The sequence below is a fragment of the Klebsiella sp. R445 genome (genome assembly GCF_051131755.1).
Taxonomy (GTDB): domain Bacteria; phylum Pseudomonadota; class Gammaproteobacteria; order Enterobacterales; family Enterobacteriaceae; genus Klebsiella; species Klebsiella lignicola.
Window position 1 is genome coordinate 1,159,074 of record NZ_CP180446.1, and the last position, 15,049, is coordinate 1,174,122.

At 56.5% G+C, this 15,049-nt stretch carries 10 protein-coding genes; 4 read left to right on the top strand and 6 right to left on the bottom strand.

Translation table 11 applies throughout. From position 1 onward, the window contains the following. The first annotated feature begins 21 nt into the window (after positions 1 to 21). Complete coding sequence (locus ACMYSN_RS05465; protein ID WP_462497303.1) at positions 22 to 591, top strand: DJ-1/PfpI family protein; 570 nt, start codon at positions 22 to 24, stop codon at positions 589 to 591. A gap of 464 nt (positions 592 to 1,055) precedes the next feature. Next, a complete protein-coding gene (locus ACMYSN_RS05470) occupies positions 1,056 to 2,297 on the top strand; it encodes an MFS transporter (RefSeq protein WP_462497304.1) in 1,242 nt (413 codons plus the stop codon). Positions 2,298 to 2,383: 86 nt separating this feature from the next. Here ACMYSN_RS05470 and phoH read toward each other — a convergent pair whose 3' ends face one another. From phoH to efeU, 4 genes are all read right to left on the bottom strand, one after another. After that, on the bottom strand, positions 2,384 to 3,172 hold the full coding sequence (gene phoH, locus ACMYSN_RS05475; protein WP_174510337.1) for a phosphate starvation-inducible protein PhoH: 789 nt from the start codon (positions 3,170 to 3,172) through the stop codon (positions 2,384 to 2,386). Positions 3,173 to 3,683: 511 nt separating this feature from the next. Next, entirely contained in the window at positions 3,684 to 4,967 is a 1,284-nt protein-coding gene (gene efeB, locus ACMYSN_RS05480; RefSeq protein ID WP_462497305.1) for a deferrochelatase/peroxidase EfeB, read from the bottom strand. Positions 4,968 to 4,971: 4 nt separating this feature from the next. After that, positions 4,972 to 6,099, bottom strand: a complete 1,128-nt coding sequence (efeO, locus tag ACMYSN_RS05485) for an iron uptake system protein EfeO (protein WP_123755436.1) — start codon at positions 6,097 to 6,099, stop codon at positions 4,972 to 4,974. 47 nt (positions 6,100 to 6,146) lie between these two features. Further along, positions 6,147 to 6,986, bottom strand: a complete 840-nt coding sequence (gene efeU, locus ACMYSN_RS05490) for an iron uptake transporter permease EfeU (RefSeq protein WP_123753781.1) — start codon at positions 6,984 to 6,986, stop codon at positions 6,147 to 6,149. A gap of 272 nt (positions 6,987 to 7,258) precedes the next feature. Here efeU and ACMYSN_RS05495 point away from each other — a divergent pair, with 272 nt between their 5' ends. After that, a complete protein-coding gene (locus ACMYSN_RS05495) occupies positions 7,259 to 8,443 on the top strand; it encodes a NupC/NupG family nucleoside CNT transporter (RefSeq protein WP_123753780.1) in 1,185 nt (394 codons plus the stop codon). A 63-nt stretch (positions 8,444 to 8,506) separates the two neighbouring features. Here ACMYSN_RS05495 and ACMYSN_RS05500 read toward each other — a convergent pair whose 3' ends face one another. Next, positions 8,507 to 8,941: a DUF3574 domain-containing protein gene (locus ACMYSN_RS05500; protein ID WP_462497306.1), complete on the bottom strand. Its 435-nt coding sequence runs from the start codon at positions 8,939 to 8,941 to the stop codon at positions 8,507 to 8,509. 139 nt (positions 8,942 to 9,080) lie between these two features. After that, positions 9,081 to 10,589: a sodium/proline symporter gene (gene putP / locus ACMYSN_RS05505; RefSeq protein ID WP_462497307.1), complete on the bottom strand. Its 1,509-nt coding sequence runs from the start codon at positions 10,587 to 10,589 to the stop codon at positions 9,081 to 9,083. A gap of 422 nt (positions 10,590 to 11,011) precedes the next feature. On the opposite strand from putP, the gene putA reads away from it, so the two are divergent. Beyond that, a complete protein-coding gene (gene putA / locus ACMYSN_RS05510; protein ID WP_462497308.1) occupies positions 11,012 to 14,974 on the top strand; it encodes a trifunctional transcriptional regulator/proline dehydrogenase/L-glutamate gamma-semialdehyde dehydrogenase in 3,963 nt (1,320 codons plus the stop codon). Positions 14,975 to 15,049: the final 75 nt, after the last annotated feature.

Genomic DNA, 15,049 nt, shown 5'->3' on the forward strand with positions numbered 1-15,049 from the left:
TGCTAATTTAATGGAGAGAGTATGACTAAGAACGTCGCCGTTCTGCTGGCACCAGGCTTTGAAGAAGCAGAAGCTGTTATAGTGATAGATATCCTGCACCGTATGAAGATCGATGTGAAAACGCTGTCCTGTCAGGATATGCTGGAAGTGCGTAGCTACCACAATATACGCATGCTTGCAGATACGCTGTTGGAAAATAGCATGGATAAATTTTTCGATGCTGTGGTCATACCCGGCGGCTTGCAGGGCACGCTGAGTCTGGCCGCGAATCCGCTAGTAGTCGAATTTATCCGCCGGCATGATGACGCAGGAAAACTGATATGTCCTATCTGTTCCGCCGCAGCACGCGTGCTCGGAGGTAATAAACTACTTAAAGGCCGCCGCTACGTCTGTTCAGGAGACCTCTGGAAAAATGTAACAGACGGGGTCTATGTCGATCGGGAAGTGATAAAAGATGGTAACCTGATCAGTGGCAAAGGATTGGGAGTGGCTTTCAACTTCGCTGGCACGATTGCCTACTGCCTGACCGGGGATAAGGAAGACACCAATCTCCAGATTGAGCATATCTATTACGACCACTGGCGCGTATAGCTTTGACGCCCCACCCCGAAAGGAAGTCTAGAACTAAAGCAGGTGTACTTACAGCCGTAGAATGATTTCCGTTTTGCATGCGGCCTGCAGGAGGACCAATTGGGTCAGGGTCAAGTCACGGGCTTTTTTTTCGCATGTTGCACCAGCCATTCTGTCAGCACGCGGCCCCCTTCTCCCGAGGGTCGGCATAAATGCCTCGCCCGGGCTACCAGCAACCCCCAGCCCTGCGAAGCAAAAATCCAACAATCGCCGTTTTTTATCGTCAGCATATTACGTCATCGCTATTTACCCAAGGAGCATGACCGCTAATACTTAAAACAAAACCCCAGTCATTTACTCCATCATTACCATAAAAACATCCAGTTAATGCCATCCACACCGCCCACAATGCCCCCTTTGCCGTGTAGATCGCATTCGTTGACAAATCTATACTTGCCGCCAAATTGACTGCCAAAGGCCTGAACATGACGTTCTCTTCTCCACAAACTAAACGCGGCGTTACCCCGGCAAAAGCCATGGTCGCCGCCATCAGCGGCTATGCAATGGACGGCTTTGATCTGCTGATCCTCGGTTTTATGTTACCGGCCATCAGCGTTTCACTCGCCCTCAGTACCTCGCAGGCCGGCTCCCTGGTAACCTGGACGCTGATCGGGGCGGTGCTGGGCGGGATTATCTTCGGCCACCTGAGCGACCGTCTCGGCCGTATTCGCGTCCTGACCTTCACCATTCTGATGTTCTCGGTCTTTACCGGCCTGTGCGCCGTCGCCCAGGGCTACTGGGATCTGCTAGCCTATCGCACGCTGGCGGGAATGGGGTTAGGCGGTGAATTCGGCATTGGCATGGCGCTGATCGCTGAAGTCTGGCCGGCCCACAAACGCAACCGGGCCTCGGCCTGGGTGGGCATCGGCTGGCAATTGGGGGTTCTGCTTGCCGCCTTTATCACCCCGCTGCTGCTGGATATTATCGGCTGGCGCGGGATGTTCCTCGTCGGCTTGCTGCCGGCGCTGGTGTCATTTGCCATCCGCCGTGGCATGGGCGAACCGGAAGCGTTTACCAAAGATATCGATACCACCCAACAGCTCTCATTCTCGTCGCGGATCAAAATGTTGTTCTCCGACCGCGCCACCTCGAAGGCCAGCCTCGGCATCTTTATTCTCTGCTCGGTCCAGAACTTTGGTTACTACGGCCTGATGATCTGGATGCCGAGCTATCTGTCGTCCAACTTTGGTTTTTCGCTGACCAAATCAGGCGTTTGGACCGCCGTCACCGTGGTGGGGATGACTTTCGGCATCTGGTTGTTTGGCGTGCTGGCGGACCGTTTCGCACGCTGGAAAATCTTCCTGATTTATCAGGCCGGGGCGGTAGTGATGGTGATTATCTACGCCCAACTGCGTGACCCTACCATTATGCTGTTTACTGGGGCGTTAATGGGCATGTTCGTCAACGGGATGATCGGCGGTTACGGCGCGCTGATCTCGGATACCTACCCGCTGCAGGTCCGCGCTACGGCGCAGAACGTCCTGTTTAACCTCGGTCGGGGCGTCGGTGGTTTTGGTCCTCTGGTGATTGGTCTGTTCGTCAGCCACTGGTCATTTACCGCCGCCATCACCCTGCTGGCCCTGCTGTACCTGCTGGATATTTTCGCCACCCTGTTCCTGTTACCGAAAAGCCAGGGGAATGACGATGCGCTGGGCGCCATTGGCTAACCCACGATACTGAGCAAAAGGTGGTTCACGCGGACCGCAAAATAACAAAGCCCGGGTTTCCCCGGGCTTTGCACACTAATTAGCCGCTAGTAGTAAGCTTTCAGCGTTCGCTGGCAGAGCATCGAACGGACGCAATCATCGGCGGTAAAGCGCACGACACCGATCATCTCGTCTTCCTCAAAACGTGCCAGCGCATCGACCAGGCCAGACTTCACACCAGACGGTAAATCACACTGGGTAATGTCGCCATTGACGATGACCGTGACGTTCTCCCCGAGGCGGGTCAAAAACATTTTCATTTGCGCAGCCGTCACGTTCTGGGCCTCGTCCAGAATCACCACGGCATTTTCAAATGTACGTCCGCGCATATAGGCGAACGGCGCGATTTCCACCTTACCAATTTCCGGTCGCAGGCAGTACTGCATAAAGGAAGCGCCCAATCTCCTCACCAGAACGTCATAAACCGGACGGAAATAGGGAGCAAACTTCTCGGCGATATCTCCCGGTAAGAAGCCGAGGTCTTCGTCGGCCTGCAGAACGGGACGGGTAACAATAATCCTGTCCACATCTTTGTGGACCAGGGCTTCGGCTGCTTTCGCGGCGCTAATCCAGGTCTTACCGCACCCGGCTTCGCCCGTGGCAAAAATCAGCTGTTTATTGTCTATGGCATTCAAATAATGCGCCTGAGCATCATTGCGTGCTTCAATTGGGGAAGTATCACGGCTATCCCGCGCCATGCCAATTGCTTCTACGCCACTCATGTGCACCAGCGATGTGACCGATTCTTCTTCGCGTTGCTTATGACTGCGTGAATCGCGTCTCAGCACACGTTTTGCTTCACGACGAGCTTTGGTCACTGCTTTTTGTCTTCCCATGGATAGCACCTTGCGTTGTTGGTTTACATCACACGCGTCACCATCGACGCGACTATGCGCACAAACGATTGAGGTTTGGCTTCCTTTTAAGCCATTGCTTGCCTGTTGAATTGACGATGAGTCACGGCTACGCGCACCGCGTACCCTGTCAGGGTTCGGATGTTCTGTCGTGGTGGAAAGGGGTGAATTTACGGTGACGAAGTCGCTGCCGGAGGTTTTCCCTCCGCGCTGAAGAGTACGGTGTGTTGTTTTGCTTTGTCCGGTACGGGACCCTACCATTCGCGATCTCCATAGTGAAACGACATCACTGCCGGGAACTACCGCGTCTGTAATAATTACATCAAAAAACATCTAAGATGCAACTATTTTTTTACACAAACGCAACAAACAATTCCCCGAACAGCTGAAGAGAGTTTCCGTCATTTAGATTACAGAAAAATAACACAAGGCAGGAAATACAAAAAAAGAATGGAAAAACAGCAGAAACGCCCTGCCCCTACGGGCAGAGCGGTCAGGCTTCAAGCAGAGATTGCCCCAGGTAGTGCTGGCTGTCGATAACCCCCGGCAACACAAAGAAATAGCCGCCGCCAATCGGTTTGACGTACTCCTCCAGCGCCTCACCATTCAGGCGTTTTTGCACCGTCAGGAATCCCTTTTCGAGGTCGTGCTGATAGCAGACAAACAGCAGCCCCATATCCAGCTGACCGGAGTTGGTCACCCCTAATGAATAGCTGTAGCCGCGGCGCATCATCAGGCTCGACTGCGTTTGCGGCGTGCGCGGATTTGCCAGTCGAATATGGCTATCCAGGGCGATGGTATCGCCGTTCGGATCCTTGCTGTAATCCGGCACATCGTGCTCGTGCTGCATCCCCAGCGGCGCGCCGCTGTGCTTGTCCCGGCCGAAAATGGTCTGCTGCTCCTTCAGCGGAGTACGATCCCAGAACTCCACATGGAACTGGATGATACGCGCCGCCTGATAGCTGCCGCCGGTGGCCCACGCGGGCTCACCCTGGCCGGCGGTGACCCACACCACTTCATCCATCAGCGCCTTATCGGTGCTAACCGGGTTTGCGGTGCCGTCTTTAAAGCCCAGCAGGTTTACCGGCGTCTCTTTGCCTTTACTCTGCGCGGCGCTACTGGAGATAAACCCTTCACGCTTCCAGCGCACGCTCAGCAGATCCGGGGTGTGCTTAATCACATCGCGCAGCGCGTGGATCACCGTATCCTGAGTATTGGCACAGATTTGCAGCAGCAGATCGCCGTGACAGAGCGCGGCGTCCAGCGAATCGTTGGGGAAACGCGTCATCGGTTGCAGCTTTTTCGGCGCGTGGTTCGCCAGCCCGTAACGCTGGTCAAACAGCGAATAGCCCAGCGACACGGTCACCGTCAGGTTGTCCGGCGAGATCCACGGTCCGAGGATCCCCGAGTCCATCGGCGGCAGACGCGGATTCGGCGTATCCGGCGCCGGGCCACCTTTGGTCAGAAAGGCAATGCGCTGGGTCAGCAGACGAAACAGCCGTTCAAGGTCTGCTTTATCGCTGGCCAGTACATCAAAGGCCACCAGCATCATCGAGGCCTGCTGCGGCGTCAGTACGCCCGCCTGGTGCTGCCCGTAAAAAGGCTGCACCTCGGCCCGCGCGTCAGGAGAGAGCACGCCCGGCGCGCTGCCGCCCTTCGCCGCGTGCGCCACCGGACAGCCACCGGCAATGGCCAGCGCGCCACCCAGCGCGCCGATCCCTTTTAATAATTGACGACGTGAAGGTTCATCCACGTCGAATTGCTTCTGTTCTGCCATCGACTTAGTCCAGACCGAGGATCCCACGCAGCTGCGCCAGATCTTCCGCCAGAGTGGTGATCGGCCCTTTCAGCGCATTACGGTCCGCATCGGTCAGCTTGTCATAGGTTTCAAAGCCGTCTTTGGTGCGGTATTTGCTGAGAATGCCGTCAACTTTCTTGAAGTTAGCGTCAATTTTCGCCAGCAGCGTACTGTTCTCTTTTTGCAGTTGCGGACGCAGCAGGTCAACAATCTTCTGCGCGCCGTCGATGTTGGCCTGGAAGTCCCACAGGTCGGTGTGGCTGTAGCGATCTTCTTCCCCGCTGATTTTGCTGGCCGCCACTTCTTCGATCAGGCCAGCCGCGCCGCCCACCACTTTAGACGGCGGGAACGCCAGCTCGCTGATGCGTTTTTGCAGCTCCAGCACATCGTCGTTCAGCTGGGTGGCATACTGCTCCATCCCTTTGACGCTGTTGTCGCCAAACAGCGCTTTTTCCAGACGGTGGAAGCCGGTAAATTTCGGATCTTCCGCCTTCTTCTCATAATCGTCTTCACGGGCATCAATGCTGCCGTCAAGGTCGGAGAACAGCTCGGCGATAGGCTCGATGCGCTCGTAATGCTGGCGGGTCGGCGCATACAGCGCTTTGGCTTTTTCGATATCGCCCGCTTTCACCGCATCGGTAAAGGCTTTGGTGCCGCTGACCAGCGCAGCGGTTTCGGCGGTGACATAGGCTTTATAGGCGGTGATCGCCTCGCCCAGGCTCAGGACCGCATCGGCTTTAGCCGCGTCTTTAGTGGCCTCGCCGGTAACAATCAGCTTGCCTTTCGGGTTCGTCAGCAGGCCGCAGGTCATGTCATATTCGCCCGGCTGCAGGTTTGCCGTCAGCTTTTGGGTGAAGCCCGGCGCAATGTTCTCGCGCTCTTCCACCACCATCACGCCCTTGAGGATCTCCCACTCCAGCGCTTTCTGGCTGTGGTTCTGAATAATGAACTGTGTTTTACCCGCTTTCACGGTCACGTTCATTGGCTCACACTGTTTATCATTAACGGTGACTTTTACCTGCGGAATATCCGCAGCCTGAGCGTAAAAGGCAGAGCTGAACAACGCTGCGACGGCAAGCTGCAGCGCACTACGGCGAAAATGAATCATGATGATCATCCCTTTCGGTAAGTAGGTGTAACCCAATATCCTGCGGAGCTCTATTTAAGGGGAGCCGTGCGCGAGGTTGCTGTATTGCTACGCGGCGGCAGGGCAAACAGCACCAACGCCGGAATCAAATAGATAAAGTACACCGCCACTTCGCTGACGGTCGGCGTCTCCTGGTATCCGAAGATCCCTTCGAGTAGCGTACCGAACAGGGTGTGCGTCGACAGCACGCCGCTCAGATCGAACGCGACGTCCTGGAAATGGTTCCACAGCCCGGCTTCATGGAAAGCGCGAATCGCCCCGGCAGCCAGACCCGCCGCCACCAGCAGAATAAACAGGCTGGTCCACTTGAAGAACGCGCCGAGATTAAGGCGAATGCCGCCCCAGTACAGCAGAAAACCGAGGACAATGGCGGTCGCCAGTCCGAGCATCGCCCCGATCGGCGGCCAAATCCCGACATCCTGCTGAAAGGCTGCCAGCAGGAAGAACACCGACTCCAGCCCTTCCCGCGCCACGGCGAAAAAGACCATCATGACCAGCGCCCAGCCGTGGTTATTGCCGCGCTGCAGCGCATTATCCACCGCCTGCTCCAGCTGTTGCTTAACGTTGCGCGACACCTTGCGCATCCAGAACACCATCCAGGTCAGGATGCACACCGCCACCAGCGCGACGATGCCTTCGAACAGCTCCTGTTCACGCTGCGGAAATTCGCCGGTGGTTTCGTTGATAAAGATGCCGAGGCCCAGACAGAGTGCTGCGGCGAGGATAACGCCGATCCACATCACGCCAATCCAGTTACCGCGCTGGGTGCGTTTGAGATAGCTGGCAATCAGGCTGACAATCAGCGCCGCTTCCAGCCCTTCGCGTAACATAATGAGAAATGGGACAAACATGCCGACACCTTAAATGTGAATCGCCGTCAGAAGATGCAAAGATAGGTAAATATTTCTGATAGTGATTATCATTACAATAAGCAGAAACACAAGCAAAATGTAGAGCGAATGGTATCGAGTTGTAAATTAATCGCTACAAAATAATTACTTATGGGATTATTTGTCTGCGCCAACAGCACACCATCGTCATGGTGGATTTTTCCGGTTAGATATTTACCGGGCGTAACGGCTGTGGCTAAATAGCGGCCTTATTGACCTGCGAAATGAATAACATGACACAATTTTTGCACTTCCTGCTGGCGCTGGTGGTTATCCTTGGCCTTGCCTGGCTGGTCAGCTATGACCGACAAAAAATCCGCATCCGCTATATTATCCAGTTAATTATCATTGAAATTGCCCTGGCATTCTTTTTCCTCCACGCCGAAAGCGGCCTGTGGATAGTGAAAAATATTTCCAGCTTCTTCACCTCTTTACTCGGCTTTGCCGCCGAGGGCACCAACTTTGTATTTGGCGGCATGAGCGAAAAAGGAATGGCCTTTATTTTCCTCGGCGTGCTGTGTCCGATTGTCTTTATTTCTGCGCTGATCGGCATCCTCCAGCACTGGCGCATCTTGCCAATCTTTATTCGCCTGATTGGCACCCTGCTGTCGAAAGTTAACGGCATGGGGAAACTCGAATCCTTTAACGCCGTCAGCTCACTGATCCTCGGGCAGTCCGAGAATTTCATCGCCTACAAAGGCGTGCTGGGCGACCTCTCCTCGCGCCGGTTGTTTACCATGGCCGCCACCGCGATGTCGACAGTGTCGCTTTCCATCGTCGGCGCGTATATGAGCATGCTCGATGCGAAATATGTGGTCGCCGCGCTGATCCTGAATATGTTCAGCACCTTTATTGTTCTGTCGATTATTAACCCGACGCGTCCGGGCAGCGAAGAAGAAATTAAGCTCGAGAAGCTGCACGAATCACAAAGCTTCTTTGAAATGCTCGGAGAATATATTCTTGCGGGCTTCAAAGTGGCGATGATTATTCTGGCCATGCTGATTGGCTTTATTGCCATCATCAGCGCCATTAATGCCCTGTTTGCCACGCTGTTTGGTCTTAGCTTCCAGCAGATCCTCGGCTATGTCTTTTATCCGCTGGCCTGGCTTATCGGTATTCCGCTGAGCGATGCGCTGAACGCCGGCAGTATTATGGCAACCAAACTGGTGGCCAATGAGTTCGTGGCGATGATTGAGCTGCAAAAAATTGCCGCCAGCATGACGCCGCGCGGGCTGGGGATCCTTTCGGTGTTCCTGGTCTCGTTCGCCAATTTTGCCTCCATTGGCATCATTGCTGGCGCCATTAAGGGGCTGAACGAGCAGCAAGGGAATATTGTTTCCCGCTTCGGCCTGCGTCTGGTGTACGGCGCCACCCTGGTGAGCCTGCTGTCCGCCAGCTTTGCCGGACTGGTGCTGTAAGCACCTGAACTCAAACCGAATCCCGGCTAAGCGCAACGCCAGCCGGGATTATCCCTCACGCTATCAGAAGTGAACGCAGACCGGCTGGTCGACCCGCATCACCGACTCCTGAGCAAAGCGTGATTTATAGAGGTTACGCAGCGCTTCAATCCCCTCTTCGCTCTTGCCGTCTTTACCGTGAATCAGCATCAGCGCTTTGCTCTGCTCGCGGGCCACGCTACCGTCATTACCCAGCCACTGGCCACGGGCATCAAACACCGTTAAGCCGTCACGAAAGCGCGGCGTTACGTCCCGGTCAACAAACTGCTGCCACTCCTGGGCGGTAATATCTTTCCCCGCCGGACGACTTAAACCGAAATAGAGCGTGGTCTGCACCATGGCATTATCCGCCGGGCAGGCCGCGCTGGCCGGAACCGGTGCACTGTTCTTCGCCGGAGCCACACAGCCGCCAAGCAGCCCTACCATCACCAGCACCATCGCACCCTGTCTGAACGTCATTTTGCTATCCTCATTGTTTTTTTGTGCCACGATATCAGCGTATTTTCAGCGAATTAGCAAGAGGAAGACGCCGCTCACACGTAGGCAGCAACAGGATCAAAAAAGCCCGCTGGACGCGGGCTTGAAGAGAAAGCGGGGTTTACTCTGCGACGGTACCTGTCGGCGGCGCGGAGTGATAATGCGCATCCGCTTCGGCAAAACGCTTCTGCATCGACGCCGAAGGCGCTTTATCCAGCAGGCTGAAGAGGACAATCCCGATGCTACCGAAGATAAAGCCAGGAATGATTTCATACAGCCCCAGCCAGCCGAACTGTTTCCAGACAATCACGGTCAGCGCGCCGATCACCATCCCGGCCAGAGCACCGTTACGCGTCATACGTGACCACATCACCGAGAACAGGACCACCGGACCAAACGCCGCCCCGAAGCCTGCCCATGCATAGCTCACCAGACCCAGGACGCGGTTGTTCGGGTTCGCAGCCAGCGCGATAGCGATCAGCGCCACCACCAGCACCATGGTCCGTCCAACCCATACCAGCTCTTTCTGACCGGCGTTTTTACGCAGGAACGCTTTATACAGATCTTCCGTAATCGCGCTGGAGCACACCAGCAGCTGGCAGCTCAGGGTCGACATTACCGCCGCCAGAATGGCTGACAACAGGATCCCGGCAATCCACGGGTTAAACAGCAGCTGTGCCAGTTCAATGAACACGCGCTCGGAGTTCTGGTTGACCGCCCCTGCCAGCGCCGGGTTGTTGTTGAACCAGGCAATACCGAAGAAACCGACCGCAACCGCACCCGCCAGACACAGGATCATCCAGGTCATACTGATACGACGTGCGTGGACGATACTGTGGTGGGAATCCGCCGCCATAAAGCGCGCCAGAATATGCGGCTGGCCGAAATAGCCCAGACCCCAGCCCATCAGCGAGATAATCGCCACAAAGTTCAACCCTTTGAGCATATCGACGTTTTCAATGCTCTTCTGCTTAATCACTTCCAGCGAGGTGTCGAAACCGCCAACGGAAATAATCACCATCACCGGCGTCAGGATCAGCGCGAAAATCATCAGGCTCGCCTGCACGGTATCGGTCCAGCTCACCGCAAGGAAGCCACCGACAAAGGTATAAATAATGGTGGCGGCCGCACCGGCCCACAGCGCCGTTTCATAGCTCATACCGAAAGTGCTTTCGAACAGACGGGCACCAGCCACAATCCCGGAGGCACAATAGATGGTGAAGAACAGCAGAATAACCAGCGCGGAAATAATACGCAGCACCCGGCTTTTATCTTCAAAACGACCGGTGAAATAATCCGGTAAGGTCAGCGCGTTATTATTCACTTCGGTGTGAACACGCAGGCGACCGGCAACCAGCTTCCAGTTAATCCACGCGCCGAGGGTCAGGCCGATGGCAATCCAGCTTTCGGAAATACCGGAGAGAAATATCGCCCCCGGCAGACCCATCAGCAGCCAGCCGCTCATATCAGAGGCACCGGCAGACAGCGCGGTCACGAATGGACCAAGACTACGGCCACCGAGAATATAATCATCAAAGTTTTTCGTCGAACGCCAGGCAATAAAACCGATAAGTACCATGCCGCAAATATAAATAATAAAAGTCACCAACATGGGGGTGCTGATAGCCATGTAAAATCTCCAGTTTTTTTGTCGACAACGTCCTGCTTTGTCATTTTATTCCACTACCGGAACGGGGTAATGGCACATTGGTTGTATTGGCGACCGTATCCTGACGGAAGCAACTGCATTTCACAAACGATTTAACACAGCATTTACACTAATTTTTATCGTGACCAAACTTCATTTCGCCATAGGTTGCACTCTCTCACATTTTTATTGGTTGCACCTGGTGAAACTGTTAACTCACGCATATAAATCCCCTATTGGACAAATGTTAATTCTTGGCAATATGCACCATTATATTTAACAACCAGCCCATTTTTCGCCGTGCGACACAAATCACGATTAACAAGGTTGCACAAAGTTGCAACATGGTAGATATTTTCGCGTAACCGAGAAAAGAACAACGATTCATTACAGGAGTGATAAGCATGGGCACCACCACCATGGGTGTTAAGCTTGACGACGCGACGCGCGAACGCATTAAGTTTGCCGCAAGCCGTATTGACCGCACGCCGCACTGGCTGATTAAGCAGGCCATCTTCAATTACCTGGAAAAACTGGAAAACGACGAGACGCTGCCTGAGTTACCGGCGCTGCTCTCCGGTGCCGCCAATGAAAGCGACGAAGCCGGCAGCCCGGCGGATGAGCCTTATCAGCCGTTCCTGGAATTTGCCGAACAGATCCTGCCGCAATCCGTCTCCCGGGCGTCGATCACCGCCGCGTATCGCTGGGCAGAAACCGACGCCGTACCGATGCTGTTAGAGCAGGCCCGTCTGCCACAGCCTCTGGGCGAGCAGGCGCACAAGCTGGCGTACCAGCTGGCGGAAAAACTGCGCAATCAGAAAACGGCCAGCGGCCGCGCGGGGATGGTGCAAAGCCTGCTGCAGGAGTTCTCCCTCTCTTCACAGGAAGGGGTCGCGCTGATGTGTCTGGCGGAAGCACTGCTGCGTATTCCGGATAAAGCCACCCGTGACGCCCTGATCCGCGACAAAATCAGCAACGGTAACTGGCAGTCGCATATCGGCCGCAGCCCGTCGCTGTTCGTCAACGCCGCCACCTGGGGTCTGCTGTTTACCGGCAAGCTGGTCTCTACCCACAATGAAACCAGCCTCTCGCGCTCGCTGAACCGGATTATCGGTAAAAGCGGCGAACCGCTGATTCGCAAAGGCGTCGATATGGCGATGCGCCTGATGGGCGAGCAGTTCGTCACCGGCGAAACCATTGCCGAAGCGCTGGCCAACGCCCGTAAGCTGGAAGAGAAAGGGTTCCGTTACTCCTACGATATGCTGGGTGAAGCGGCGCTCACCGCCGCCGATGCGCAAGCCTACATGGTCTCCTACCAGCAGGCGATCCACGCAATTGGTAAAGCCTCCAACGGTCGGGGCATTTATGAAGGCCCGGGGATTTCCATCAAGCTTTCCGCACTGCATCCACGCTACAGCCGCGCGCAGTACGACCGGGTGATGGACGAACTCTACCCGCGTCTGAAATCACTGACCCTGCTGGCCCGCCAGTACGACATCGGGATCAACATCGATGCCGAGGAAGCGGATCGTCTGGAGATCTCGCTCGATCTGCTGGAAAAACTGTGCTTTGAACCGGAACTGGCCGGCTGGAACGGCATCGGCTTCGTGATTCAGGCCTATCAGAAACGCAGCCCGTTTGTCATCGATTCGCTGATCGACCTCGCTACCCGCAGCCGCCGTCGCCTGATGATCCGTCTGGTGAAAGGGGCTTACTGGGACAGCGAAATCAAACGTGCGCAGATGGACGGCCTCGAAGGCTACCCGGTCTATACTCGCAAAGTGTATACCGACGTCTCCTACCTCGCCTGCGCCAAAAAGCTGCTGGCGGTCCCGAGCCTGATCTACCCGCAGTTCGCCACCCATAACGCCCATACCCTGGCGGCTATCTACCAGCTGGCGGGACAAAACTACTACCCGGGTCAGTATGAGTTCCAGTGCCTGCACGGCATGGGTGAACCGCTGTATGAGCAGGTGGTTGGTAAAGTGGCCGACGGCAAACTGAACCGTCCGTGCCGTATTTATGCTCCGGTTGGCACCCATGAGACGCTGCTGGCGTACCTGGTGCGTCGTCTGCTGGAAAACGGCGCCAACACCTCTTTCGTCAACCGCATCGCCGACACCACCCTGCCGCTCGATGAGCTGGTTGCTGACCCGGTCAGCGCGGTGGAGAAACTGGCGCAGCAAGAGGGCCAGACCGGCCTGCCGCACCCGAAAATCCCGCTGCCGCGCGATCTCTACGGCAAAGGCCGCATCAACTCCGCTGGTCTCGATCTGGCGAACGAACACCGCCTGGCCTCCCTCTCCTCTTCACTGCTGAACAGCGCGCTGCACAAGTGGCAGGCCCTGCCGGCGCTGGAGCATCCGGTGATTGAAGGCGAACTGCAGCCTGTGGTGAACCCAGCCGAGCCGAAAGATATCGTCGGTCACGTGCGTGAAACCCGTCCGGAAGAGGTCGAGCTGGCGCTCACCAGCGCGGTCAATAACGCGCCGATCTGGTTTGCGACACCGCCGCAAGAACGTGCCGCGATCCTCGAACGCGCAGCGATCCTGATGGAAGGACAGACCCAGACGCTGATCGGCATTCTGGTCCGTGAAGCAGGTAAAACCTTCAGTAACGCCATCGCCGAAGTACGCGAAGCGGTCGACTTCCTGCACTACTACGCCGGTCAGGTTCGTGACGATTTTGACAATGAAACCCACCGTCCGCTGGGCCCGGTGGTCTGTATCAGCCCGTGGAACTTCCCGCTGGCCATTTTCACCGGCCAGATTGCAGCCGCTCTGGCAGCAGGTAACAGCGTGCTGGCCAAACCGGCCGAACAGACGCCGCTGATTGCCGCTCAAGGCGTGGCGATCCTGCTGGAAGCCGGCGTGCCGCCGGGCGTCATTCAGCTGCTGCCGGGCCGCGGGGAAACCGTCGGCGCCGCGCTGACCAGCGATGAGCGCGTGCGTGGCGTGATGTTTACCGGCTCCACCGAAGTCGCCACCCTGCTACAGCGCAACATCGCCAGCCGCCTCGATGCTCAGGGCCGCCCGACGCCGCTGATTGCCGAAACCGGCGGGATGAACGCCATGATCGTCGACTCCTCCGCCCTGACCGAGCAGGTGGTGGTCGATGTGCTGGCCTCGGCATTTGATAGCGCCGGACAGCGTTGCTCCGCCCTGCGTATCCTCTGCCTGCAAGAAGAGATCGCCGACCATACCCTGACCATGCTGCGCGGCGCGATGGGCGAGTGCCGGATGGGCAACCCAGGCCGTCTGACCACCGACATTGGCCCGGTGATTGATGCCGAAGCCAAAGAGAATATTGAACGTCATATTCAGGCCCTGCGCGCCAAAGGGCGTACCGTCTTCCAGGCGGTGCGTGAGAACAGCGACGATGCGCAGGAGTGGCAAAGCGGGACCTTTATCCAGCCGACGCTGATCGAGCTGGACAGCTTTGATGAGCTGAAAAAAGAGGTCTTTGGCCCGGTGCTGCACGTGGTTCGCTACAACCGTAATGAACTGGATAAGCTGGTCGAGCAGATTAACGCCTCGAACTACGGTCTGACCCTCGGTGTACATACCCGTATCGACGAGACCATTGCCCAGGTCACCGGCAGTGCGAAAGTAGGCAACCTGTACGTCAACCGCAACATGGTTGGCGCGGTGGTTGGCGTCCAGCCGTTCGGGGGCGAAGGTCTGTCGGGAACCGGTCCTAAAGCCGGCGGCCCGCTGTATCTGTATCGTCTGCTCTCCAGCCGTCCGCAAAACGCAGTAGGGACCACCCTCGCCCGTCAGGATGCTGAACGTCCGCTGGATGCGCAGCTGAAAACCCTGCTGGAAAAACCGCTGACCGCCCTGCAGCAGTGGGCAGCCGGTCGTCCGGAACTGCAGGCCTTGTGCCAGCAGTACAGCGAGCTGGCGCAGGCCGGGACCCAGCGTCTGCTGCCGGGTCCAACCGGCGAGCGCAATACCCTGACCTTTATCCCGCGCGACCGCGTGTTGTGCATCGCGGATAACGAGCAGGATGCGCTGATTCAGCTGGCGGCGGTCACCGCCGTGGGGTCTGAAATCCTGTGGCCGGATAGCGCCCTGCAGCGTGAGCTGGTGAAGAAGCTGCCGCGTGACGTCAGCGAGCGCATCCATTTTGCCAAACCAGAGACGCTGACCACCCAGGCCTTCGACGCGGTGATCTACCACGGCGATTCCGACCAGTTGCGCGAGCTGTGCGAACAGGTGGCGGCGCGCGATGGCGCCATCATCTCGGTGCAGGGCTTTGCCCGCGGTGAAACCAACCTGCTGCTGGAACGCCTCTATATTGAACGCTCGCTGAGCGTCAATACCGCCGCGGCAGGCGGTAACGCCAGCCTGATGACGATTGGCTAAGCCTGTTTCCGCACCTGTCCGGGCTACGTAGCCCGGACAGCGCAGCACCACCGGGGAAGCCCGCGACAGATAATG